Here is a 24,224-nt window from a genome sequence, read left to right on the forward strand (position 1 = left end):
GCCCCCTACCCCTCAGTACGTCACTGCCCTACCCTCCCATTGTGCCAGTGTTCACTGGCATGGTTCTCGTGGTGTGCGGAGGTGTCGGCATGGGCGAACGCGAACGCGAGCATGTGCGGGTCGCGGTGGTCGGGTCCGGGTTCGGCGGGCTGGGGGCCGCCGTGCGGCTGCGCCGCGAGGGCGTCACCGACTTCGTCGTCCTGGAGCGGGCGGGCAGCGTCGGTGGGACCTGGCGCGACAACAGCTACCCGGGGTGCGCGTGTGACGTGCCGTCGCATCTGTACTCGTTCTCCTTCGCGCCCAACCCCGACTGGCCGCGCGTCTTCTCGGGGCGGGAGCACATCCGCGCCTACCTGGAGCACGTGACGGACACCTTCCGGCTGCGGCCGCACATCCGCTTCGACTCGGAGGTGAAGCGGATGAGCTGGAACGCCGAGCGGCTGTGCTGGGACATCGAGACCAGCAGCGGGAGCCTGTCGGCGGACATCGTCGTCTGTGCCACCGGGCCGCTGTCCGACCCGAAGGTCCCGGACATCCCCGGGCTGGACTCCTTCCCGGGCAAGGTCTTCCACTCGGCCCGCTGGGACCACGACTACGACCTGCGCGGCAAGCGCGTCGCGATGGTGGGGACCGGGGCGTCGGCCATCCAGATCGTGCCGGCCGTCCAGCCCGACGTGTCGCGGCTCACCCTCTTCCAGCGCACCCCGCCGTGGGTGCTGCCCCGCGTCGACCGGGCCATCAGCGACGCCGAGCGGTGGCTCCACCGGCAGCTGCCCTTCACCTCGCAGCTGCGCCGCGGACTGCTGTGGGGCATCCGGGAGGTGCAGGTCCAGGCGTTCACCAAGCGGCCGAACGAACTCGGCTTCGTCGAACAGCTGGCCAAGCGCAACATGGCCCGCGCCATCAAGGACCCGGCCCTGCGGGCGAAACTGACCCCCGACTACCGCATCGGCTGCAAGCGGATCCTGCTGTCCAGCGAGTACTACCCGGCGCTGGCCCAGCCCAACGTGGACGTCGTCGCCAGCGGGCTGGCCGAGGTCCGTGGATCGACCCTCGTCGCCGCCGACGGCAGCGAGGCCGAGGCGGACGCGATCGTCTTCGGCACCGGGTTCCACGTCACCGACATGCCCATCGCCGAGCGGGTCGTGGGCGCCGACGGACGGACCCTCGCCGAGACCTGGAAGGGCGGTATGGAGGCCCTGCGCGGCGCCTGTGTCACCGGCTTCCCGAACTGGATGACGATCATCGGGCCCAACACCGGCCTCGGGAACTCCTCGATGATCTTCATCATCGAATCCCAGCTGAACTACCTGGCCGACTTCGTCCGCCAGGCCGACGTCCTCGGAGGCCGGGTCGCCCTCGACGCCCGGCCGGGCGCCGTACGCGCCTGGAACCACCGGGTGCAGGAGCGCATGAAGCGGACCGTGTGGAACACCGGCGGCTGCACCAGCTGGTACCTCGACGCGAGCGGCCGCAACACCACCATCTGGCCCGGCACGACAGCCGAGTTCCGGCGGGCGACGCGACGGGTGGACCTCGCGGAGTACGACGTCCTGCGGGCCCCCGTGACGAAGGCCGGGAAGGCCGCGGAGCAGAAGGCCGGGGTGGACGCGTGAGCCGTCTTCTGCACGTCGACTCCGGCCCCTACGCCCCGCCCGCCCCCGCGCGCGAACTGACCGCCGTCTCCGCCGACGGCGCCCGGCTGCACGTCGAGATCCACGGACCCGAGACGGCCCCCGCCGTCGTCCTCGCCCACGGCTGGACCTGCTCCACCGCCTTCTGGGCGGCCCAGATCCGCGACCTGGCCGCCGACCACCGGGTCATCGCCTACGACCAGCGCGGCCACGGACGCAGCCCCGCGAGCCCCGCCTGCACGACCGACGCCCTCGCCGACGACCTGGAAGCCGTGCTCGAAGCCACCCTCGGGCCCGGCGAACAGGCCGTGATCGCCGGGCACTCCATGGGCGGCATGACCGTGATGGCGGCCTCCGGGAGAACCGCCTTCCGCGAGCACACCGCCGCCGTCCTGCTGTGCAGCACGGGCAGTTCGCAACTGGTCGCGGCCTCCACCGTCGTCCCCCTGCGGCCGGGGCGGCTGCGGACCTGGCTGACCCGGCGGATCCTCGGCTCCCGGGCACCGCTCGGCCCGGTCACGCCCCTGGCCCGCCGGATCCTCAAGTACGGGACGATGGGCCCCGGTTCGGCCCCGGACATGGTCGAGGCCTGCGCCCGCATCGTGCACGCCTGCCCCCGCGGGGTCCGCTACGCCTGGTCGCACGTGCTGGACCTGCTCGACCTGGACCACGGCGTACGGGAACTGGAGGTGCCCACGGCCGTGGTGGTCGGTACGGCGGACCGGCTCACGCCGCCGGTGCACGCCCGGGCCCTGGCCGCCGCGCTGCCGCACTGCGCCGGGCTCACCGAACTGCCCGGCGTCGGCCACATGACGCCCATCGAGGCGCCCGAACTGGTCACCGGGAAGATACGTGAACTCGTCCAGGCACACATCCAGGCACACATCCAGTCACACGTCCAGGTCGTATCCGAGGAGAGCGCATGAGCAGGGTGAACCTTGAGGGCAGGGTCGCCGTGGTGACCGGGGCGGCGCGCGGCGTCGGGGAGTTGCTGGCCCGCAAGCTCTCCGCGCGTGGTGTGAGGGTGGCGCTGGTCGGGCTCGAACCGGACGCGCTCAAGGAGGTCTCCGCACGGCTGCACAGCGACAGCGACCACTGGCACGCCGACGTCACCGACCACGAGGCGATGGGCCGGGTCGCGCAGGAGGTCGAGGAGCGCTTCGGCCGGGTCGACATCGTCGTCGCCAACGCCGGTGTGGCCATGGGCGGTCCGTTCGCCGACTCCGACCCGGTGTCCTGGCGGCGGGTGATCGAGGTCAACCTGATCGGCTCCGCGGTGACGGCCCGGGCCTTCCTGCCGCCGCTGCTGCAGAGCCGGGGCTATCTGCTCCAGATCGCGTCCCTCGCGGCGATCGCGCCGGCGCCGATGATGACCGCGTACTGCGCGTCCAAGGCCGGTGTGGAGGCCTACGCGCACAGCCTGCGGGCCGAGGTCGGGCACCGGGGTGTGAAGGTCGGCGTCGGGTATCTGTCGTGGACCGACACCGACATGGTGCGCGGGGCCGACCAGGACGACGTCATGCGGGAGTTGAGGCAGCGGCTGCCCTGGCCGTCCAACAAGACGTATCCGCTGGGCCCGGCGGTGGACCGGCTGGTGGCCGGGATCGAGCGGCGGTCGAGCCATGTCTACGGGCAGTGGTGGCTGCGCGGCATGCAGGGCGTGCGCGGGTATCTGCCCGGGGTCGTCGGGACAGTGGGCCAGCGGGAGATGCGGCGGTTCGCGGACCGGCTGACGGGCCTGCGCACGGGCCTCGTCGGGGCGGGCGGAGCGGCCGATGAGCAGCAGCGAACTACGCTCCGTAAGTGATCGACATGCACAGCGTCACGGCTCGTGTGAATCTGGTCGAGCCAGATCCCCTCACCCCCAACGGGAGTGAACCCACATGGGTATGAAGGACCAGTTCCAGGAGAAGTCCGAGCAGTGGCAGAACCAGGCCAAGCAGAAGGCCGACCAGGCCCGCGAGCAGATGCAGGGCCGCGGTCGCCGGCGTGATGAGGACATGGACCCCTCGCAGCCCTCGCAGCGCGAGCGTGAGCGGGAGCGCGAGCAGGAGGACCGCTTCGACCAGGACTACGACGCCTGACGTTGCGTGCTGAAGGGAAGGGGTGCCTCGCGCGGGGCGCCCCTTCCCCGCGTCCGGAGCCTTCTCACGGCCCTCACGTCCTGGGCGGCAGCTTCGGACGGGAGCGGTCCGGTACGTCGCTGTAGGTCGGCGGTTTCGCCGGCGGGTTGGTCTCCAGCAGTCCGAGCGCCAGCTCCACCGCGTCGGTCAGCTGGGCGTGGCGGCCCTCCGCCCAGTCCAGCGGGGTGCGCAGGACGTCGATGTCGGGGGCGACGCCCTTGTTCTCCACCGACCAGCCGTAGGCGTCGAACCAGGCCGCGTTCATCGGCACCGTGATGACCGTGCCGTCCCCCAGCTCGTGCCGGCCGGTCATGCCGACCACACCGCCCCAGGTGCGCTGCCCCACCACCGGGCCCAGCTTCAGCAGTCTGAACGCGGCGGTGATCATGTCGCCGTCGGAGGAGGTCGCCTCGTCGGCCAGGGCCACCACCGGGCCACGCGGCGCGTTCGAGGTGTACGACACGGGCTGGGCGTCGCGGGTCAGGTCCCAGCCCAGGATCGTGCGGCTCAGCGTCTCGATGACCAGCTCGCTGATGTGACCGCCGGCGTTGCCGCGCACGTCCACGATCAGCGCGGGCCGGGACACCTCCATGCGCAGATCGCGGTTGAACTGCGCCCAGCCCGAACCGCCCATGTCCGGGATGTGCAGATACCCGCACCGCCCGCCGCTCAGCTCCCGCACCACCGCCCGGCGTTTGGCCACCCAGTCCTGGTAGCGCAACGGCCGCTCGTCGACGAGCGGGACGACGGCGACCCGCCGGGGCGGTCCGGTGCCCTCCGCCGGCGCGAAGGTCAGCTCCACCGTCGTACCGCCCGCGCCCGCCAGCAGCGGATAGGGCCCCGCGTCCGGATCCACCGGGCGGCCGTCGACGTGGGTCAGGACCGCCCCCTCGCGGATGCCCGTACCGGCCAGCGGGGAGCGGGCCTTGGAGTCGGAGGAGTCGCCGGGCAGGATCCGCTTGACCATCCAGCCGCCGTCCCGGCGTACGAAGTTGGCGCCCAGCAGACCCTGACGGCGCTGGTAGTGCGGCGGGCCCTCGTTGCGCCGGGCGGCGGTGACGTAGGCGTGGGAGGTGCCCAGCTCGCCCAGCACCTCGCGCAGCAGGTCGGCGAACTCGTCCGGCGAGGCGACCCGTTCGACCAGCGGACGGTACTGGTCCAGCACCCCGTCCCAGTCGATGCCGCACATGCCCGGCTCCCAGAAGTACCCCCGGATCAGCCGCCCGGCCTCCTCGTACGCCTGCCGCCACTGAGCCGCCGGGTCGACCACGTGCAGGATGCGGCGCGCGTCGATCCACACCGTCGTGTCCAGGTCTCCGGGCTCGGTCGCGGGCACCGCGCGCAGCTCGCCCTCGTCGACGATCACCAGCCGGCTGCCGTCGCCGCTGACCGCGAAGAAGTCAAGATGCACGGCGAGTTCGGACTTCTTGGCCTTGGTGACGGCGAAGTGCTCCAGGGTCGGCCGGCCGCTGGTGTCGTCCGGGTTGGCGAACGTCTCGCCCAGCGCGCCCGAGATCGGCCAGCGCAGCCACACCAGCCCGCCGCCCGCCACCGGGTGCAGCGCCGAGTACTTGGAGGCGGCCACCGGGAAGGGCGTGACCCGGCTCTCCAGCCCCTCGACCTCGACGGTCACCGTCCCGTTGTCGCCGTTCTCCTCGTCCTCCACCGGGTCCAGGCCCCCGGCTGCCGGGCGGCCCTCGGGGTTCACCGCGAAGGGGGAGGGCGTCGCGGAGGACAGCGGCACGAGATACGGGCGGCAGCCCAGCGGGAAGGACAGGTCGCCGGTGTGCACGTCGTAGACGGGGTCGAAGCCGCGCCAGGACAGGAAGGCGAGGTAGCGGCCGTCACGCGTGAAGACCGGGTTCTCGTCCTCGAACCGGCCGTTGGTGACGTCGACGATGAACGTGTCCCCTTCTGTTCCGGCGAGCCGGGCCATCTTGATCTGCCGCAGGGTCCGCCCGATGCCGGGGTGGGACCAGGTCAGCCACGCCCCGTCCGGGGAGAACGCGAGGTCGCGCACGGGCCCGTTGACGGACCGGATCAGCTCGGTGACCTCGCCGTCGGACTCCTCGCTCACGTCCACGAGCAGCAGCCGTCCGTCGTGCGAGGCGACCGCCAGCCGCTCGCCCTCGGGATCCGACACCAGTTCGCGCACCCGGCCCAGCGCTCCCGAGGCCAGTCGCCGTGGTGCTCGGTCGCCGCTCGCCCGGGGCAGGGAGGCGATCTCGATCGCGTCCTCGCCCTCCGCGTCCGTCACGTACGCCACCCGCCCGCTCGCGCCGAGCATCTCCGGCATCCGCACGCGGACGCCCGGGGTGTCGCTGAGCGTGCGGGCCGGCCCGTCCCGGTGGGTGAGCCAGTACAGGCTGCCGTGTACGACGACGGCGCCGGCCCGTCCGGTCTCGTCGACGGAGATCCCGTCGATGTGCTGGGCGGCGGGCACCTGGTACGGGCGCCGCCCCGCGCGCGGGCCGCCCAGCCGTACGTCCAGCCGGCGCGGCTCGGAGTCCGGTGACAGGTCGTCGACCAGCCACAGGTCGCCCGCGCACTGGTACACCACCCGGGTGCCGTCACTGGAGGCGTGCCGGGCGTAGAAGGCGTCGTGGTCGGTGTGCCGGCGCAGGCCGGAGCCGTCGTAGGCGCACGAGTAGAGGTTGCCGACGCCCTCGTGGTCGGAGAGGAAGGCGATCCTGCCGCCGACGAACATGGGGGAGTGCAGATGGCCGCCGAGCCCGGCCAGCAGCCGTTCGCCGTGCAGCCACAGCCTGCCCGTGGCCCCGCCCCGGTAGCGCTTCCAGGCGGCCGGTTCGTGCGGCGGGGTGCCGGTGAGGAGGAGGGACTTGCGCTCCCCGTCCAGATCGGCGACCTGGATGTCGGCGACCGGCCCCCAGGGCAGCTTGCGGCCCGGGTCGCCGCCGGGGGAGACCTTGTAGGCCCAGGTGTAGTAGGAGAAGGGCTCGCCGTGCGAGGCCACGGCCAGGATCTCGCCGTCCGGGGTCCAGCCGCAGACCCGGGTGTCGGCGCTGCCCCAGTGGCTCACCTGCCGGGCCGGGCCGCCGTCCACCGGCGCGAGATGGACCTCGGGCACCAGGCTGCGCCAGCTCGTGTACGCGAGGTGCCGTCCGTCGGGGGAGAAGCGGGGGTGGCCCACCTTGGTGCGGTCGACGGTGAGTCGCCAGGCGCGGCCGGGGCCGTCGAGCGGGGCGAGCCAGAGGTCGTCCTCGGCGACGAAGCACAGCAGGTCGTCATGGAGGTGCGGGAGACGCAGATAGGTCACGTCTTCATGCTTTGCCGGGGGACGGAGCGCGGCAAGTTCTGGCAAACCGGACCGTGGCCACGGCCGTGACAGCGGCCGTGACCGTGACCGTGACAGCCGCCGCGACCGCAGTCGTGACCCAGTACACGTACGAAACGGTTTCGTTTCCGTAGGGGGTGCGCTATCGTCGTGGTGTACGAAACCGTGTCGTTCCGAGCAGGAAGGTGAGCGAGATGGCCGAGGTCGCCACCGCGCGTCGCAGTCGGATCACCCCCGAGCGTGAGGCCGAGCTGTACACGGCCGTGCTCGACCTGCTCCGCGAGGTCGGCTACGACGCCCTCACCATGGACGCCGTGGCCGCCCGCACCCGGTCCAGCAAGGCGACGCTCTACCGCCAGTGGGGCGGCAAGCCGGAGCTGGTGGCGAAGGCGATCCGGCACAACAAGCCGGGCGGCACCGCCGACGTCGACACCGGATCCCTGCGGGGCGACCTGCACGCCCTCGCCGCGCGTGAGGACGACTGCACCATGCAGCAGAACGCCGCGCTGATGCGCGGTCTGTTCATGGCGGTGCACAACAACCCGGACCTGCTCCAGGCCTTCAAGGAACTGCTCATCGAGCCCGAGATGGAGGAGTTCCACCGGGTGGTGCGAAGAGCGGTCGACCGCGGTGAGGTCGAGGCCGGCCGCCCGGCGCTGGACTACATCGTGCACATGCTCGTCGGCGCCTTCGCCACGCGCACGCTGATCGACGACCAGCCGCCCACGCAGGAGTTCATCACCTCGTACATCGACGCCGTGGTCCTCCCCGCCCTCGGCATTCCCGTCACCTGACCGTCCCCTGAGCCGGTCCTCCTGAGCCGGTCCTCCTGAGCCAGTCCTCCTGAGCCAGTCCTCCACCTGACGTCACCGCTCACGTCGTCGGGCTGATCAGCCCTGCCCAGAACCAACCCCACGACCTGACCGGGAGTACGCCCTCGTGGCCACATTCCTCTACAAGATCGGCCGGATGTCGTTCCGGCGGCGGCATGTCGTCGCCCTGATATGGGTGGCCCTGCTGACCCTCGCCGGTGTCGGCGCGGCCGGCGCCCCCGCAGCGGGCAACAGTTCCTTCTCCATCCCCGGCACCGAGGCGCAGAAGGCCTTCGACCTGCTGGAACAGCGCTTCCCCGGCACGAGCGCCGACGGGGCCACCGCACGCGTCGTCTTCAAGGCGCCGAGCGGCGAGAAGATGACCGACCCCGGCAACAAGACGACCGTCCAGGAGACCGTCAAGGAACTCTCCGACGGCTCCGAGGTCGTCCGCGTCACCGACCCGTACCAGGCGAAGGCCGTCAGCAAGGACGGCACGGTCGCGTACGCGCAGGTGTCGTACAAGGTCTCCGGCATGGAGCTGGAGGACTCCTCCCGCGACGCCCTGGAGGACTCCGCGCAGGACGCGCGGAAGGCCGGGCTGACCGTCGAGATCGGCGGGGACGCGCTCCAGACGGTCCCGCACACCGGCACCACCGAGATCATCGGCATCGCGGTCGCCGCCGTCGTCCTCGTCGTCACCTTCGGCTCGCTGGTCGCGGCCGGGCTGCCGCTGCTGACGGCGCTCATCGGCGTGGGCATCGGAGTCGCCACGATCACGGCGCTGGCCGGCGCGCTGGACCTGGGCTCGACGACCTCCACCCTCGCGATGATGATCGGCCTCGCGGTCGGTATCGACTACGCGCTGTTCATCGTCTCCCGCTACCGCGCGGAACTGGCCGAGGGCCGCGACCGCGAGGACGCGGCGGGCCGGGCCGTCGGCACGGCGGGCTCCGCGGTGGTCTTCGCGGGCCTCACGGTCGTGATCGCCCTGGTGGGACTGTCCGTCGTCAACATTCCGATGCTGACGAAGATGGGCGTCGCGGCGGCGGGCACGGTGGCCATCGCCGTGCTGATCGCACTGACCATGATCCCGGCGCTGCTCGGGTACGCGGGCCGGAGGGTGAAGCCGGCGGGGGAGAAGGGCAAGCTGCTCGGCCGGGCCGGGGCGCAGGACAAGCAGGACAAGCCGGCGAAGCCGAACCTGGGCACGCGCTGGGCGAGCTTCGTCGTCCGCCGCCCGGTCGCGGTGCTGCTGCTCGGCGTCGTCGGCCTCGGCGCGGCGGCCGTCCCGGCGGCGAGCCTGGAACTGGGCCTGCCGGACGACGGCTCCCAGCCGACGTCCACCACACAGCGCCGCGCCTACGACCTCCTGTCCGACGGCTTCGGGCCGGGCTTCAACGGCCCGCTGATGGTCGTGGTCGACGCCAAGGGCAGCGACGACCCGAAGGCGGCCTTCACCCAGGTCGGCGACGAGATCAAGGGCCTCAAGGACGTCGTCACGGTCACCCCGCCGGCGCCCAACAAGGCCGGTGACACGGCGACGATCACCGTCATCCCGGACTCCAAGCCGTCGTCGGTCGCGACGGAGGACCTCGTCTACTCCATCCGGGACAAGGGCGCCGGGATCACGGCCGACTCGGACGCGCACGTGCTGGTCACGGGCCAGACGGCGATGAACATCGACGTCAGCGAGAAGCTCAACGACGCCCTGATCCCCTACCTGGTCCTGGTGGTCGGCCTGGCCTTCCTCCTGCTGATCGTGGTGTTCCGCTCGATCCTGGTTCCCCTGAAGGCGGCCCTCGGCTTCCTGCTGTCGGTGATGGCGGCCCTCGGCGCGGTGGTCGCGGTCTTCCAGTGGGGCTGGCTGGCGGACCTGATGGGCGTCGAGCAGACCGGCCCGGTCATGTCGATGATGCCGATCTTCATGGTGGGCGTGGTCTTCGGCCTGGCCATGGACTACGAGGTTTTCCTGGTCACCCGGATGCGGGAGGCCTACGTCCACGGCGAGAAGGCCGGCCAGGCGGTCGTGACGGGCTTCCGGTACGGCGCCCGGGTCGTGACGGCCGCGGCGGTCATCATGATGGCGGTCTTCGCCGGCTTCATCGGCTCCTCCGAGTCGATGGTCAAGATGATCGGCTTCGGCCTCGCGATCGCGGTCTTCTTCGACGCGTTCGTCGTCCGCATGGCCATCGTCCCGGCCGTCCTGGGCCTCCTCGGCCGTAAAGCCTGGTGGCTGCCCAGGTGGCTGGACCGGGCCCTGCCCAACGTGGACGTCGAGGGCGAGGGCCTGCACACGGAACCCGACCGCGGGGACGAGGACCGGGAGCTGGTACGCACGCCCTGAGAGCACGAACGTCACGACGTACCGGCGTCACCCTGAGAGACAGATAGGCCGGTGAGGGCCCCTGGGGACGGGGAGCCCTCACCGGCTTCTCTCATGCGTGCTCTCTTCTCACGCGTGCGGGTGGAGGACGACCTTCGTGTAGCCCTCGACGCGCTTGTCGAACTTCTCGTACGCGGTCGGTGCCTGGTCGAGAGGAAGTTCGTGCGAGACGACGAAGCTCGGCTTCGCACGGTCCTCGATGATCAGGTCACGCAGGTGGCGGTTGTACCGCTTGACGTTGCACTGGCCGGTGCCCATGCGGAGCCCCTTCTCGAAGAGGCGGCCGATGGAGACCATCAGCATGCCGCGCTTCGCCTGCTCGTCCGGTCCGCCGGGGTCGCGCGGGACGTACAGGCCGGGCACGCCGAGCGCGCCCGTGGGCCGGACCGTCTCGACGAGCGCGTTCAGCACGGTCGCCGGTTCCTCGCGGTCCTCGTCCTGCGCCTGCGCCTGGTAGCCGACGGCGTCGATCCCCTTGTCCGTGCCCTGGCCGTCGGTCTGCTCCTTGATCTGCTCCGCCGGACTGCCCTGGGTGAAGTCGACCGGCACGGCGCCGATCTCCCGCGCCTTCTGCAGCCGCTCCGCGACCCGGTCGACCACGAACACCTTGCTCGCGCCGCGCAGCATCGCGGAGTAGGCGGCCATGAGCCCGACCGGGCCGCCGCCGTAGACCGCGACGCTGTCACCGGGACGCACGTCGGCCAGCTCGTTGCCGTGGTAGCCGGTCGGGAAGATGTCGGCGAGCAGGACGAAGTCGGTCTCCTTCTCGGTGCCCTCGGGGAGCTTGAGGCAGTTGAAGTCGGCGTACGGCACACGTACGTACTCCGCCTGGCCTCCCACATAGGGCCCCATCGCGACATAGCCGTAGGCGCCGCCGGCGAAGCCCGGGTTCACGGTCAGACAGAAGCCCGTGAAGCCGGCCGTACAGTTCTTGCAGAAGCCGCATGCCACATTGAATGGCATCACCACCCGGTCGCCTCGGCTGAGCGAGGTGACCCCCTCTGCTGCCTCCTCGACGACCCCGAGGTTCTCGTGGCCGAACACGATCCCCGGTTCCGCGGCGGTACGGCCCTCATACATGTGCAGGTCCGAGCCGCAGATGGCGGTCGAGGTGACACGGACGATCACGTCGTTCGGGTGCTGGATCCGTGGGTCCTCCACTTGCTCTATCGCTACCTCGAAGGGGCCTTTGTACACGACAGCCCTCATCGTCACGCACCTCCAACTGTGCCGTGGGTCATATACCAGGCTCGTGCATGATGAGACGATTTGCATCTACAGAAGAAAGGAAGTGCAGCTTTGTCCGGACGTATCGGCACTTTGCTCGTGGCGGTCCCCGGCTTGTCCGGCGTCGTCTATCCGGAGGGGACGCGCGTGACCATCCAGGGCACCGGAGGGTCTGTCGACGGTTTCGTCGACGGGGACTGGCTGCCGCTCGCGTGGTGGGAGTTCGCGGATGTCCGGCCGGAGGACGCCACCGGCTGAAACCACCTCGCGTGCCTCCTACACGCACCGCTAGCGTGCCCACATGACGACGACAGCCGCCACGGACGCCGAGAACTCCGGAGCGCACCCCCGATTCGCCGAGGCCCTGAGGGAGCTGGGGATCGCAGACCTCGTACACCGGGTCCGCCGCTTCCCCGAAGCCACCCGTACCGCCGCCGAGGCCGCCGCCGCGCTCGGGTGTGAGCTGAGTCAGATCTGCAAGTCGCTGATCTTCGCGGCGGACGGCGTGCCGGTGCTGGTGCTCATGGACGGGGCGTCGCGGGTCGACGTCGAGCTCGTGCGCAGGGAACTCGGGGCGGACAAGGTCACGCGCGCCAGGGCCGAGGTCGTGCGGGAGACCACCGGGTACGCCATCGGCGGCGTGCCGCCCTTCGGGCACCGGACGAGGACGCGCGTGCTCGCCGACCGGTCCCTGCTGGAGCACGACGTCGTCTGGGCCGCCGCCGGGACGCCGTACAGCGTGTTCCCCATGACGCCCCGCGACCTCGTCGCCCACGCCGGCGCCACCCTCGTGGACGTGCGCGAGCGCGCCGCGTGACACCCCTGGTCACCGCCGCCGTCCTGCTCGCCGCCGTCACGCACGCCGGCTGGAACGCCATCGCCCACAAGGTCACCGACAAGCTGGCCGGGTTCGCGCTGATCTCGGGCGGCGGGGTGGTCATCGGGCTGGCCCTGGCGCCCTTCGTGGCGTTTCCGGCGGCCCCGGCCTGGCCGTATCTGCTCGGCTCCGCCGTCATCCACATCGCCTACTACGCGCTGCTCATGACGTCCTTCCGGCTGGGCGACTTCGGGCAGGCCTATCCCATCGCGCGCGGCACCGCGCCCCTCGTCGTGACCGTGCTCGCCGCGGTCTTCGCACACGAGGTGCCCGACGGCTGGGCCGCCGCCGGTATCGCCCTGTCGTGCGCGGGGCTGACCGGTGTCGCCATGTGGGGACTGCGGGGGCGCCGGCCCGACTGGGCGGCGATCGGGGCGGCCCTGGCGACCGGGCTGACGATCGCGGCGTACACCGTCGTCGACGGACTCGGCGTGCGCGCCTCCGGATCCTCCCTGGGGTACATCGCCTGGCTGATGGCCGTGCAGGGAGTCGTGATCCCCGCGTACGCCGTGAGCCGCTGGGGGAGGCAGACCGCGCGCGTGCTCCGGCCGTTCGCCGGGACCGGGCTCGTCGGGGCCGCCCTCTCCGTCGCCGCCTACGCCCTCGTCCTGTGGGCCCAGACCAGGGCCGAACTCGCGCCCATCGCCGCCCTGCGCGAGTCGTCGGTCATCGTGGGCGCGGCGATCGGGGCCGTGTTCTTCAAGGAGCGGTTCGGGGCGCCGAGGATCGTGGCGGCCGGACTGCTCGTCGCCGGGATCGGGCTGATGCTGCACACCGGATAGACCGGGCCCGACGGGTGCGCATCCCCCTCCCGAGGAGGACCCTGGAACTAGGTGTTCCGGAGGTGATCGACATGATGCGGACCAGAGTCGGATGGCACGTCGAGATGGAGTTCCGGGAGGACGACCAGCACACCCATGCGGCGGCGCTGGTCCGGCTGCCCGACGGCACCGAGGTACGGGCGCGCGGGCACGCCAGCCGGCACCGGACCGACCCGAATCAGCCCAGAGTCGGGGAGGAGATCGCCGGCGCCCGGGCACTGAACGAGCTCGCCATGCAGCTGCTGACCAAGGCCCACGACGAGATCGACCAGGCGTCCGGGCGGACCTCCCACCCGATCCATGTCTAGAGGCGTCCAAGGCGTCCACGGCGTCCAAGACGTCCAAGACGTCTAGAGCCCCAGCGCTCCCCGCACCGCCCGTACCAGCCCCTGCGCCCGCGGGTCCGCCGTCACCGTCTTGCGGAAGCCGTTGGTGACGTAGCCGAACGCGATCCCGGTGTCCGGGTCGGCGAAGCCGAGGGCGCCGCCGCGGCCCGGGTGGCCGAAGGAGCCCGGTGTGAGGAGGGGCGAGGCGCTGCCGTGCAGCATGTAGCCGAGGCCGAAGCGGGTGCCGACCACCAGGACGCGGTCGGGACCCGCCGACTCCTCGGCCCGGGCCAGCGCGACGGTCTCCGGCGTGAACAGGCGTGCCGCGCCGGCGGTGTCGCCGATCAGCGTCGCGTAGAAGCGGGCGAGTCCGTCCGCCGTCGCGATGGCGTTGGTCGCGGGGAGGGCCGCGGCGCGGTAGGCCGGGTCGTTCTGGTCCGGGAACGGGGTGATCGCGGCGAAGGCCCGGCGGGTCAGGGAGGCCGGGTCCTGGTAGGCCTCGGTGACCGAGCGCTTCGGGCGCAGGCGCAGGCCGTGGGCCGGCTCGGGTCCCTCGACGCGGCCCGCGCGTCCGACCCGGCCGGCCTCCGCGTCCGGCAGGCCCAGCCAGAGGTCCAGGCCCAGCGGGCCGGTGAGCTGCGCGGTGAGCCACGCGCCGGCGGCCTGTCCGGTCACGCGTCGCACCAGTTCGTCGAGCAGCCAGCCGTAGGTGAGCGCGTGGTAGCCGTGGTCGGTGCCGGGTTCCCAGGCGGGGGCCTGGGCGGCGACCGCCTCCGGGCCCCGCAGCGGGTCGAGTGCCTCCTCAGGGGTGAGCGGCCGGTCGAGTACGGGCAGGCCGGCGCGGTGGTTCAGGACGTGCCGGACCAGCACCCGCTCCTTGCCCCGCGCCTTGAACTCCGGCCAGTAGTGGCCCACCGGCGCGTCCAGGTCCAGCTGCCCGCGCTGGTGCAGCAGCAGGAGGACGGCGGCGGCGACACCCTTCGTCGCCGAGCGCACGACTTGGGCTGTGCCGCGCTCCCAGGGGGCCGTGCCGTCGACGTCCCTCGTGCCGGCCCACAGGTCGACGACCCGCTGCCCGTCCCGGTAGACGGCGACCGCCGCGCCCCGCTCCCCGAGTGTTTCGAAGTTCCGTACGAACGCGTCCCTGACCGGCTCGAACCCCTCGGTCACTGTGCCGTGCACATCCACGTCCGTACTCCTCGTCTCGCCGACTCGATCCCCTTTCAACCAAGGACGATCGTCACGTCGATGTTCCCGCGGGTCGCGTTCGAGTACGGGCAGACCTCGTGGGCCGCGTCCACCAGCTTGGCCGCGAGGCCCGGGTCGAGGACGGGCAGCGAGACGCTGAGGGCGACCGCGAGGCCGTAGCCGCGCTGCCGGTTGGGGCCGATGCCGACCTTCGCGGAGACCGTCGAGCCGGTGAGGTCGTAGCCCTCACGGTTGCCGACGAGGATCAGCGCGTTGTGGAAGCAGGAGCTGTAGCCGGCCGCGAAGAGCTGTTCCGGGTTGGTGCCGGCGCCGTCGCCGCCGAGCTGCGGGGGCATCGCGACCCTGAGGTCGAGCTGTCCGTCCTGGCTGGTGACATAGCCCTCACGACCGCCGTGGGCGGTGGCCTCGGCCACGTACATGATCTTCGTCGGGCGGCTGTCGACGGCGGGGCCGTCAGTCATGCTGTCCTCCCCCGGGAAACAAGTGCGCACAAACACATCGTGCACAAGGTACTGGCCGGTAACCGGCCAGTCTCCACCAGGGGGTGGGCAACCGCGGGTAACTAGAGCCTCTCCGCCAGCCGCCACAGCTCCTCGCGCAGCCGCGCGACCTCCGTGCCGTCGAACCCCGTCGCCGCCAGCAGCGCGCCGGGCACCCCTGCCGCCCGCTCCCTCAGTTCCTCCCCGCGCCCGGTCACCGCCACGAGCACCGACCGCTCGTCCCGCGCGGACCGCTCCCGCCGGACGAGACCGGCCGACTCCAGCCGCTTCAGCAGCGGCGACACCGTGCCGTAGTCGAGCCGCAGCGCGGCCGCCAGTTCCTTGACCGTGGTCTCCCCGCGTTCCCAGAGGACCAGCAGCACGAGGTACTGCGGGTAGGTGAGGCCGAGTTCCTCCAGGAGCGGGCGGTACGCCGCCGTCACCGCGCGCTGGGCGGCGTACAGCGCGAAGCACAGCTGCCGGTCCAGCAGCAGCGTGCTCTCGGTCTCCTCGTTCGTCACGCGCCCATTGTCACGGACGGGCCGGAGCGGCCGGCACGGCGCGCGGATCGAAACCGAACGGCAGCTCCAGCCGGTGGGCGCGCATCAGCTCCTCGTCGGAGAGCAGTTCGCCGGTCGGGCCGTCCGCCGCGATCACGCCCTCGCTGAGGATCAGGGAGCGCGGGCACAGCTCCAGGGCGTACGGCAGGTCGTGCGTGACCATGAGCACCGTCACGTCCAACGACCGCAGAATGTCGGCCAGTTCGCGGCGGGAGGCGGGGTCGAGGTTGGAGGAGGGCTCGTCGAGAACGAGGATCTCCGGTTCCATGGCGAGGACGGTCGCGACGGCCACCCGGCGGCGCTGGCCGAAGGAGAGGTGGTGCGGCGGCCGGTCCTTGAACTCCGCCATGCCGACCCGCTCCAGCGCCCGGTCCACGCGCTGCTCCAGCTCCGGCCCCTTCAGCCCGGCCGCGGCGGGCCCGAACGCCACGTCCTCCCGGACGGTCGGCATGAAGAGCTGGTCGTCCGGGTCCTGGAAGACGATGCCGACCCTGCGCCGGATCTGAGCCATGTGCTGCTTTCCGACGGGCAGTCCGGCCACCGTCACCGTGCCGGTGCCGCCGGTCAGGATGCCGTTGAGGTGGAGCACGAGGGTCGTCTTGCCGGCGCCGTTCGGGCCGAGCAGGGCGACCCGCTCGCCGGGTGCGAGGCAGAAGTCGACGCCGAAGAGGGCCTGGTGCCCGTCGGGGTAGGCGAAGGCCAGTCCGGCCACGTCGAGCGAAGGGGTCACATCAGTCACAGGGTCCATCCCAGCAGACACACGACGAGGGCGGCACCGGGCAGGGCGAGGGCGTACGACCACTGCGCCCGGGACGCGGTCACCTCGTCGATGACCGGCATGGAGCCGGCGTACCCGCGGCTGACCATGGCCAGGTGCACGCGCTCGCCGCGCTCGTAGGAGCGGATGAACAGGGCGCCCGCGGACTTGGCCAGGACGCCCCAGTGCCGGACGCCCTTCGCCTCGAAGCCGCGGGACTCCCGGGCGATCCGCATGCGCCGCATCTCGTCCGTGATGACGTCGCCGTAGCGGATCATGAAGGACGCGATCTGCACGAGGAGCGGCGGGAGCCTCAGGCGCTGGAGGCCCAGGAGGAGTTCGCGCAGTTCGGTGGTGGCGGCCAGGAGCACGGAGGCGGCGACGCCGAGCGTGCCCTTGGCGAGCACGTTCCAGGCGCCCCACAGGCCGCCCACGCTCAGGGACATACCGAGGACGTCGACCCGCTCGCCCTCCGCCACGAACGGCATCAGCACCGCGAACGCGACGAACGGCACCTCGATCAGCAGCCGCCGCAGCAGGAACCCGGCGGGCACCCGCGCGGCGTACGCCACGGTCCCGAGCAGTACGGCGTACAGCCCGAAGGCCCACATGGCCTCCCGTGGTGTCGACACCACGACCACCACGAAGGCGAACACGGCGGCGAGTTTGGTGTGCGGCGGCAGACCGTGCACGGGCGAGTGCCCGTGCCGGTAGAGCTTGTGCGCGTGCCCTGCTCCCATGTCAGACGCTCGTGGTGCTCGAAGCGTCCGACACGTCGGCCGACGTGTTCGACGTGTTCGACGTGTTCGACGGGGAGGCGTCGTCGTCACGGCGGCGGCGGACGGCCCAGAAGACGGTGCTGCCCGCGACGACCGTGACGCCCACACCGATGACGCCGGCCAGCCCCCCGGACAGGCGGGCGTCGGCGACGTCCTTGACGCCGTAGTCGGCGAGCGGGGAATCCGCGACGGCGTGCTCCTCGGTCTTCTTGTCGATGCCGTGGTCGGCGGCGACCTTCTCCAGGCCGTCGGGGTCGGCGGAGGCGTAGAAGCTGACGAACCCGGCCAGGACCAGGGAGGCGACCAGGCCCGCGGCCCACACCGCGCGGTGCGAGGCCCGGGCGGCCGCCGGGGCCGGCTCGGGCTCGGGGGCGTCGACCAGTTCGCCGTTCACCCGCAGCTTGAGCCGCTGCGTCAGGCCGCGCGCCCCGTACACCAGGTCCGGGCGCACGGCGATGACCGCGCCGACGGTGAGCGCGGTGATCACGGCCTCGCCGATGCCGATCAGGACGTGCACGCCGATCATGGCGGTGGCGACCTTGCCGATCGACACGTCGGTGGTGCCGCCGACCGCGTACATCAGCGTGAAGGCCAGGGCGGCGGCCGGGACGGAGACCAGGGCGGCGGTGAACGAGGCCACGGTGACCGACCGGCGGGTGCGGGGCAGCACCTTCACCAGGCCGCGGAAGAGGGCGTAGGCGACGACCGTGGTGACGATCGCCATGTTGGTGATGTTCACGCCGAGCGCGGTCAGACCGCCGTCCGCGAAGAGGATGCCCTGCATGAGCAGGACGACGGAGACGCACAGGACCCCGGTGTAGGGGCCGACGAGTATCGCGGCGAGCGCACCGCCCAGCAGATGGCCGCTGGTCCCCGCCGCGACGGGGAAGTTCAGCATCTGCACGGCGAAGATGAACGCAGCGACCAGTCCGGCCAGCGGTGCCGTCCGCTCGTCGAGTTCGCGGCGCGCGCCGCGCAGGCTCACGGCGATGGCGCCCGCGGCGATCACGCCGGTGGCGGCGGAGGTGGGCGCGTTGATGAATCCGTCGGGTACATGCACCGTTCGATGATGTGGCTTGATGCGAACGATGTGCAAGAGCGCGCCGCTCGTTTTATCTCACCTTCGTCATGTCCGGCTCTATGGGCGTAATCCGGAAAATATGGGACATTCGAGAGGGGGTGGACGCACAGGTTCCACACAGGTAGCGCACGGTGAAGGGTTCGTCCGATGTCCGTAGTCGAGCAGTACGCGCGAGCCCACATCGTCACGGACGCGGCCGTCCCGCTGATCGACGAGCTGGAAGCGGTCCCGGTGACGCTGCGGTACGACCCCGACCGCGACCCCCGGTCCGTGCGCATGAGGCTGCCCGGGTCCGGGGGCCGCGAATGGACCTTCGGCCGCGAGCTGCTGGAGGAGGGACTGCGGGCCCCCGCCGGGAGCGGCGAGGTGCGGGTGTGGCCGTGCGGCCGGGTGCAGGTCGTGGTGGAGTTCCACTCCGCACAAGGGGTCTCGGTGGTGCAGTTCGAGAGGCAGGCGCTGCTGCGGTTCCTGCGGCGGACGTACATGGCCGCCGCGCAACCCGTCACGCACTGAGCCCGGGGCCCGGGCCTCACGGCCTGGGGCTCAGCCGCCCGCCTTCAGCAGCGCCGCCACGATGGGACCGGCCGTCGAACCGCCGTGCCCGCCCTGCTGGACCACACCCGCCGCCGCCAGGTCGCCCCGGTAGGCGGTGAACCAGCCGTTCGGCTTCTTCTGTCCGTCGACCTCGGCGGACCCGGTCTTCGCGCCGGCGTCGCCGCCCATGCCGGCCATCGCCTCCGCGGCCGTGCCGTAGTCGGCCGTGTACGACATCAGCTCACGCAGCTGGGCCAGCGTGCCCGCCGACATCGTGCGCGAGGCCGCCGCGAGCTTGCGGCCGTCCACGTCCGGGGAGACCAGGTACGGCTGGCGGAAGGTGCCGGACTTGATCGTCGCCGACACCGACGCCATGTTCAGCGGGTTCATCCGGACCCCGCCCTGCCCGATCAGCGAGGCGGCCTTCTGGGCCGCCGACTGCACGGGCACCGCGCCGTCGAAGGACGGCACTCCGATGGCCCAGTTGTTCATCCCCAGGCCGAAGACCTGCTGGGCCTGCTTGGTCAGGTCGTCGTCCTCGAGCTTCGGCGCCTGGCTGATGAAGGCCGTGTTGCAGGAGCGGGCGAAGCTCGCCTTGAACGTGCCGTCCTTGATCTCGAACTTGTCGTCGTTCTGGAACTTCCAGTGCCCGTACGTGAAGTACTTCGGACACGGATGCTTCCTGTCCGCCGAGGCCAGGCCCTTCTCGATCAGCAGCGACGAGGTGATGACCTTCATCGTGGAGCCGGGCGCGAGCGAGCCCTGGAAGGCGGTGTTGAAGCCGGGCGAGGCATTGGCGGCGGCCAGGATCTCGCCGGTCGACACCCGCACCACGGCCACCGACGACCGGGCCTTCTTCGCGACCTGCTTCTCGGCCGCCGCCTGGAGGGCCGGGTCCAGCGTGGTCTTCACCGTGCCCGGCGTGCCCTTGCTCAGCTCCAGCAGGGTCTTGTCGGACAGGTCGTCCGACGCGGCGGACTTCCCGCGCACGACCCGCAGTTCGATGCCGGCCTTGCCCCCGGCCTCCTTGCCGTACTTCTCGCGCAGCCCGTCCAGGACGGGGCCGATGGAGGCGTACTTCTCCTTGGTCAGTTCGCCGCCGTCCCGGTCGAGGGCCTTGACCGGGGGCGTGCCCGCCTCGCCGGTGACCAGCTTGTCGCCGTCCTCCAGGTCGGGGTGGACCACCGCCGCGTGCCAGTCGACCAGCGGCTTCCCGTCGCTGGTGCGGCGGACCACGGTCAGCGCGCTGTCGTACGCCAGCGGCTTCTCGGTGTCCTTGTACGCCACCGTGGCCTTGACGGAGAACGGCACTTTGTCACCCTTTGGGGTGCCCGGGGTGAGGGTTACGTCCTTGACGCGGGCCTCCTTGGTGTAGCCGGTGAGCAGGGAACCGGCGGCCGCCGCGTCGTCGGTGGCCGCGGCGGCCTCGGTGACCTTCCCCGACTGCCAGGCGGTGAGGAAGGCGCGGGCGGTGGTGGTGACCTCGGCCGCCGACAGGGGTCCGGTCTTCACCTTGGGCTTGTGGTCGGCGGAGGCCGCCCGGGTGCCGTCGTCGGCCGCCGCGCCCGCACCGTACAGCGCGTAGGCGCCGACCCCGGCGCCGCCGACGACCACGGCGATCACCCCGCCGATCACGGCGGGCCTCGTCTTTCGTCGCTCGGCGACGCGCCTTCTGTTGCCCACTGCTGTTCGTTCCTCCACGAATCCCCAGGGTCCCCGTTGCCCTCGGCTGTCCCAATGACGGCCACCACCCTAGAGTCCCGTCCCGGGGAGGTGAGATCAGCCACCCGTTCGTAGCACGGCTGCGACAATCGGCCCGGCCGCGTCGCCGCCGTGGCCGCCCTCCTCGGTCATGGCCGCCGCCGCGATGTCGTCACGGAACCCGGTGAACCAGCTGTTGGACTTGGCGTTCCCGTCCACCTCGGCGGAACCGGTCTTGGCGCCGATGTCGCCGCCGAGTCCCCGCATGGCCTCCTGGGCGGTGCCCTGGGTGGCGGTGAGCCGCATCATCTGCTTCAGCTGGGCGGCGGTGCCCGCCTTCAGGCCGTCGGCCCGGGCCAGTTCACGGTCGTCCAGCTCCGGCGAGACGAGGTAGGGCTGGCGGAAGGTGCCGGTGATCGCGGTCGCGGTCACCGAGGCCATGTTCAGCGGGCTCATCTGCACCTGGCCCTGCCCGATGGCACCGGCCGCCCGGTCCGGGCCGCCGACCGCGGGGACGCTGCCGTCGAAGGAGACGATGCCGGTCTTCCAGTTGTCCTGTCCGAGCCCGAAGCGCTGCTCGGCCTCCCGGGTCAGCGAGGCGTCCGTGAGGGGCTTCTCGTCGATGAGCTTGATGAAGGCGGTGTTGCAGGACCGCATGAAGCTGTTGGCGAGCGTGGCGTTCTCGTTGGGCTTCATGCCCTTGAGGTTGTTGAAGGTCTGGCTCTGCCACGTCGCCGTGGGCGGGCAGGGTGCCGGGCCGTTCATCGAGGTCACGCCGTTGTCGATGAGCATCGCGGCGGTGATGATCTTCATCGTGGAGCCGGGGGCCGCCCGGCCCTCGAAGGCCGCGTTGAAGCCGTCCGTACGGTTGTTCGCCACGGCCAGCACCTCACCCGTGCTCGGCTTGACGGCCACCACCGACGACTGGGCGAACCGCTTGACCGCCTTCTCGGCCGCCGCCTGCGCGCTCGGGCTGATCGTGGTGGTGAGCTTGCCGGGCTTGCCCTCGGCGAGGGTCAGCAGCGGGGTGTCGGGAGCGCCGTTGCCGTCGTGCCGGACGACCAGCTCGATGCCGGGGGTGCCGCCGGCCTTCTCCCCGTACTTGTCGCGCAGGGCGTCCAGGACCGGGCCGAGGGAGGGGTACTTCTCCTTCGTCAGCTCGGAGCCGTCACGGCCGACCGCCTCGATGGGCGGGTTGGCCGACTGCTCCGTGACGAGGGTGTCGTCCTTCTTCAACTCGGGGTGCACGACGGACGGCTGCCAGTCGACCAGCGCCCGGCCGCTGGTGAGGCCGCGCACGACCGTCAGCTTGCTGCGGTAGCTCAGCGGCTTCGACTTCCCGTCGTAGGCCACCTTCGCCTTCACCGTGTAGGGCACGGTGGTGCCGGCCGCCGTGCCGGGCGTGATCTTCACGTCGGTGATGTGCGCGTCGTCCCCGAAGGCGGTCAGCAACCGCTCGGCGGCCGCGTCGTTGTTCGTGTACGACGCCGCCGTCGCGGCCGCGCCCTCCTCCCAGGCCGCGAAGAACTTGGCCGTGGTCTCCTTGACCTCGTCCTTGCCGGGCGGCCCCGACTTCTTCTCCGTGGCGGCCCCGCTCGTGCCGCCGTCACCGCTCAGCGCGCTCATGATGTTGTAGGCGCCGTACCCGGCCCCGCCCACCATCACCGCGAACACACCGCCTATGACGGCGGCCTTGACCCCCCTGCCCATGAGGCGGTCCCCTCCCCGTTGAGCTTCACACGCTCCTTTGAACGTGTTCAGAAAGCTCGATCCGCGAGCACTCTATGCGCAAGCGGTTACTACCGGCACGGGCGTTTCGGTTTTTTGACCGAAGGCGGCGGCTAGACCCAGGTGTCCAGCCACATCCGCGCCCGCCAGTCGTCGATCGGGATGGCCGTGCCCGTGTACAGGGGCCAGAAATAGATGAAGTTCCACGCGATCAGCAGGACGAGGACGCCCGCCGCCGTGGCGCCGACGACGCGGCGGGTGTCGGTGGAGCGGGGCGGGCCGATGACCGCGCCGAGGAGCATGGCCACCGCCAGGCACAGGAACGGCAGGAAGACGATGGCGTAGAAGAAGAAGATCGTGCGCTCCTGGTACATGAACCAGGGCAGGTAGCCGGCCGCGATGCCGCAGGCGATGGCGCCCGCCCGCCAGTCGCGGCGCAGCAGCCAGCGCCAGAGCACGTAGAGGACCGCGAAGCAGGCGACCCACCACAGCAGCGGCGTGCCGAGCGCCAGGACCTCGCGGGCGCACTTCTCGCCCGCGTCGGCCGGGCAGCCGTCCTTGCCCGGCGCCGGCGACTCGTAGAAGTACGACACCGGACGGCCCAGGACCAGCCAGCTCCACGGGTTGGACTGGTAGGTGTGCGGCGAGGACAGGCCGACGTGGAACTCGTAGACCTGGTGCTCGTAGTGCCACAGGCTGCGCAGCCAGTCGGGCAGGAAGGTCCAGTTGCCGCCCTTGCCGTCGGTCGCGGCCCAGTTGCGGAAGTAGCCGCCCGAGCCGTCGGTGGCGGACAGGATCCAGCCGGTCCAGGAGAGCAGGTAGGTGACGATCGCGACGGGAACCGTGGCGAGGAACGCCAGGCCCGTGTCGCGCCGGAGCACCGCCGAGTAGGGGTGCCGGGCACCGGCCACCCGGCGCGAGCCGACGTCCCACAACACCGTCATCAGGCAGAACGCGGCCAGGATGTAGAGGCCGTTCCACTTCGTGGCGAAGGCCAGGCCCAGCATCAGGCCCGCCGCCCAGCGCCAGGGCCGCCATCCCAGGCGGGCCGTCTCGGCGACGTGCCGGTCGGGCCGGACCCGGCCGTCGGCGTCCGCCGGGAGCGCCGCGGCGAGTTTCCCGCGCGTCCGGTCCCGGTCGATGAGCAGACAGCCGAACGCGGCCAGCACGAAGAACATCAGCACGCCGTCGAGCAGCGCCGTGCGGCTCATCACGAAGTGCAGGCCGTCCACCGCCATCAGCGCACCCGCCAGGCACCCCAGGAACGTGGAGCGCAGCAGCCGGCGGCCGATCCGGCACAGCAGCAGCACCGACAGCGTGCCGAGCAGCGCCGTCATGAACCGCCAGCCGAACGGGTCGAAGCCGAACAGCAGCTCGCCGAGCCCGATGACGTACTTGCCGACCGGCGGATGCACGACGTACGCCGCGTCCGACGGGATCGTGACGTGCCCGCCCGACGAGAGGACCAGGTCGTTGGCGTTCTTGTCCCAGTTGACCTCGAAACCGCGGTGGACGAGCGCCCACGCGTCCTTCGCGTAGTACGTCTCGTCGAATATCACCGCCTTGGGATTGCCCAGGTTCCAGAACCGCAGCACGCCCGCCAGCAGGGCGACGAGCAGCGGGCCGATCCAGCCCGACCAGCGCACCAGCCGCCCCGCGAGCGTGTGCGGGACGCCGAGCCCGGCCCACAGGCGCGGCCCGGGCTCGGTGTACGGCGGCACCAGCCGGTCACGGACGTCACCGGCGTCGCTTCGTGGCTGCTGGTAGCCGAAGCGGCGCAGCCGCTGCTGCCAGGACGGCCGCTGCTCGTGCGGCGCCTGGCCCTGCCGGGTGTCCGTGGAGGACGCGGTACTGGTCACCGCGCCATCGTAGGGAACCGTGCTGTGTGAGTCCCG

At 71.5% G+C, this 24,224-nt stretch carries 22 protein-coding genes; 11 read left to right on the forward strand and 11 right to left on the reverse strand.

The window, feature by feature from the left end:
* The first annotated feature begins 89 nt into the window (after positions 1-89).
* From ACFZDA_RS10875 to ACFZDA_RS10890, 4 genes are all read left to right on the forward strand, one after another.
* Positions 90-1,616 (forward strand): NAD(P)-binding domain-containing protein, encoded by a 1,527-nt coding sequence (locus ACFZDA_RS10875; protein WP_391078118.1) that lies wholly within the window; start codon positions 90-92, stop codon positions 1,614-1,616.
* Positions 1,613-2,560: an alpha/beta fold hydrolase gene (locus tag ACFZDA_RS10880; RefSeq protein WP_391078121.1), complete on the forward strand. Its 948-nt coding sequence runs from the start codon at positions 1,613-1,615 to the stop codon at positions 2,558-2,560. Before ACFZDA_RS10875 ends, ACFZDA_RS10880 begins: the two co-directional genes overlap by 4 nt.
* On the forward strand, positions 2,557-3,441 hold the full coding sequence (locus tag ACFZDA_RS10885) for a short-chain dehydrogenase/reductase (protein WP_391078123.1): 885 nt from the start codon (positions 2,557-2,559) through the stop codon (positions 3,439-3,441). Before ACFZDA_RS10880 ends, ACFZDA_RS10885 begins: the two co-directional genes overlap by 4 nt.
* Before the next feature lie 76 nt (positions 3,442-3,517).
* Positions 3,518-3,718, forward strand: a complete 201-nt coding sequence (locus ACFZDA_RS10890; RefSeq protein WP_391078125.1) for a hypothetical protein — start codon at positions 3,518-3,520, stop codon at positions 3,716-3,718.
* A gap of 73 nt (positions 3,719-3,791) precedes the next feature.
* Here ACFZDA_RS10890 and ACFZDA_RS10895 read toward each other — a convergent pair whose 3' ends face one another.
* A complete protein-coding gene (locus ACFZDA_RS10895; RefSeq protein ID WP_391078128.1) occupies positions 3,792-7,034 on the reverse strand; it encodes a S41 family peptidase in 3,243 nt (1,080 codons plus the stop codon).
* Between the two features lie 212 nt (positions 7,035-7,246).
* Between ACFZDA_RS10895 and ACFZDA_RS10900 the strand changes: the two genes are divergently transcribed.
* Entirely contained in the window at positions 7,247-7,846 is a 600-nt protein-coding gene (locus ACFZDA_RS10900) for a TetR/AcrR family transcriptional regulator C-terminal ligand-binding domain-containing protein (RefSeq protein WP_391078130.1), read from the forward strand.
* A gap of 145 nt (positions 7,847-7,991) precedes the next feature.
* Positions 7,992-10,211: an MMPL family transporter gene (locus tag ACFZDA_RS10905; protein WP_391078133.1), complete on the forward strand. Its 2,220-nt coding sequence runs from the start codon at positions 7,992-7,994 to the stop codon at positions 10,209-10,211.
* Positions 10,212-10,319: 108 nt separating this feature from the next.
* Here the strand turns inward: ACFZDA_RS10905 and ACFZDA_RS10910 are convergent, their stop codons facing one another.
* A complete protein-coding gene (locus tag ACFZDA_RS10910) occupies positions 10,320-11,459 on the reverse strand; it encodes an alcohol dehydrogenase catalytic domain-containing protein (protein WP_391078136.1) in 1,140 nt (379 codons plus the stop codon).
* A 90-nt stretch (positions 11,460-11,549) separates the two neighbouring features.
* On the opposite strand from ACFZDA_RS10910, the gene ACFZDA_RS10915 reads away from it, so the two are divergent.
* The 4 genes from ACFZDA_RS10915 to ACFZDA_RS10930 all read left to right on the forward strand — a co-directional run bounded on the left by ACFZDA_RS10915 (position 11,550) and on the right by ACFZDA_RS10930 (position 13,483).
* Positions 11,550-11,735 (forward strand): hypothetical protein, encoded by a 186-nt coding sequence (locus ACFZDA_RS10915; RefSeq protein ID WP_010035316.1) that lies wholly within the window; start codon positions 11,550-11,552, stop codon positions 11,733-11,735.
* 43 nt (positions 11,736-11,778) lie between these two features.
* Positions 11,779-12,294: a YbaK/EbsC family protein gene (locus tag ACFZDA_RS10920; protein ID WP_391078139.1), complete on the forward strand. Its 516-nt coding sequence runs from the start codon at positions 11,779-11,781 to the stop codon at positions 12,292-12,294.
* Entirely contained in the window at positions 12,291-13,136 is an 846-nt protein-coding gene (locus ACFZDA_RS10925; RefSeq protein WP_391078142.1) for an EamA family transporter, read from the forward strand. Before ACFZDA_RS10920 ends, ACFZDA_RS10925 begins: the two co-directional genes overlap by 4 nt.
* Before the next feature lie 71 nt (positions 13,137-13,207).
* Entirely contained in the window at positions 13,208-13,483 is a 276-nt protein-coding gene (locus ACFZDA_RS10930; protein WP_391078145.1) for a dsRBD fold-containing protein, read from the forward strand.
* Between the two features lie 42 nt (positions 13,484-13,525).
* Here the strand turns inward: ACFZDA_RS10930 and ACFZDA_RS10935 are convergent, their stop codons facing one another.
* From ACFZDA_RS10935 to ACFZDA_RS10960, 6 genes are all read right to left on the reverse strand, one after another.
* Complete coding sequence (locus tag ACFZDA_RS10935; RefSeq protein WP_391078147.1) at positions 13,526-14,689, reverse strand: serine hydrolase; 1,164 nt, start codon at positions 14,687-14,689, stop codon at positions 13,526-13,528.
* Between the two features lie 35 nt (positions 14,690-14,724).
* Entirely contained in the window at positions 14,725-15,171 is a 447-nt protein-coding gene (locus tag ACFZDA_RS10940; RefSeq protein ID WP_391078150.1) for an Ohr family peroxiredoxin, read from the reverse strand.
* Positions 15,172-15,272: 101 nt separating this feature from the next.
* Positions 15,273-15,710 carry a MarR family transcriptional regulator gene (locus tag ACFZDA_RS10945; protein WP_391078153.1) on the reverse strand — a complete coding sequence of 146 codons (438 nt, stop codon included), beginning with the start codon at positions 15,708-15,710 and terminating at the stop codon, positions 15,273-15,275.
* 10 nt (positions 15,711-15,720) lie between these two features.
* Positions 15,721-16,497: an ATP-binding cassette domain-containing protein gene (locus ACFZDA_RS10950; RefSeq protein WP_391078156.1), complete on the reverse strand. Its 777-nt coding sequence runs from the start codon at positions 16,495-16,497 to the stop codon at positions 15,721-15,723.
* Complete coding sequence (cbiQ, locus tag ACFZDA_RS10955) at positions 16,485-17,246, reverse strand: cobalt ECF transporter T component CbiQ (protein WP_391078159.1); 762 nt, start codon at positions 17,244-17,246, stop codon at positions 16,485-16,487. Before cbiQ ends, ACFZDA_RS10950 begins: the two co-directional genes overlap by 13 nt.
* A gap of 1 nt (position 17,247) precedes the next feature.
* On the reverse strand, positions 17,248-18,345 hold the full coding sequence (locus ACFZDA_RS10960; RefSeq protein ID WP_391078162.1) for an energy-coupling factor ABC transporter permease: 1,098 nt from the start codon (positions 18,343-18,345) through the stop codon (positions 17,248-17,250).
* Between the two features lie 168 nt (positions 18,346-18,513).
* Here ACFZDA_RS10960 and ACFZDA_RS10965 point away from each other — a divergent pair, with 168 nt between their 5' ends.
* Positions 18,514-18,879, forward strand: a complete 366-nt coding sequence (locus tag ACFZDA_RS10965) for an SsgA family sporulation/cell division regulator (RefSeq protein ID WP_391078165.1) — start codon at positions 18,514-18,516, stop codon at positions 18,877-18,879.
* A gap of 30 nt (positions 18,880-18,909) precedes the next feature.
* Here the strand turns inward: ACFZDA_RS10965 and ACFZDA_RS10970 are convergent, their stop codons facing one another.
* From ACFZDA_RS10970 to ACFZDA_RS10980, 3 genes are all read right to left on the reverse strand, one after another.
* The gene (locus ACFZDA_RS10970; protein ID WP_391078168.1) at positions 18,910-20,583 is read right to left on the reverse strand and encodes a penicillin-binding transpeptidase domain-containing protein; all 1,674 of its coding nucleotides are present in this window, start codon (positions 20,581-20,583) and stop codon (positions 18,910-18,912) included.
* 96 nt (positions 20,584-20,679) lie between these two features.
* A complete protein-coding gene (locus tag ACFZDA_RS10975; protein WP_391078171.1) occupies positions 20,680-22,311 on the reverse strand; it encodes a penicillin-binding transpeptidase domain-containing protein in 1,632 nt (543 codons plus the stop codon).
* A gap of 131 nt (positions 22,312-22,442) precedes the next feature.
* Positions 22,443-24,188 (reverse strand): phospholipid carrier-dependent glycosyltransferase, encoded by a 1,746-nt coding sequence (locus ACFZDA_RS10980; RefSeq protein ID WP_391078172.1) that lies wholly within the window; start codon positions 24,186-24,188, stop codon positions 22,443-22,445.
* Positions 24,189-24,224 lie beyond the last annotated feature (36 nt).

The organism is Streptomyces sp. NPDC007991, from assembly GCF_042958445.1.
In the GTDB taxonomy this organism is placed as follows: Bacteria; Actinomycetota; Actinomycetes; order Streptomycetales; family Streptomycetaceae; genus Streptomyces.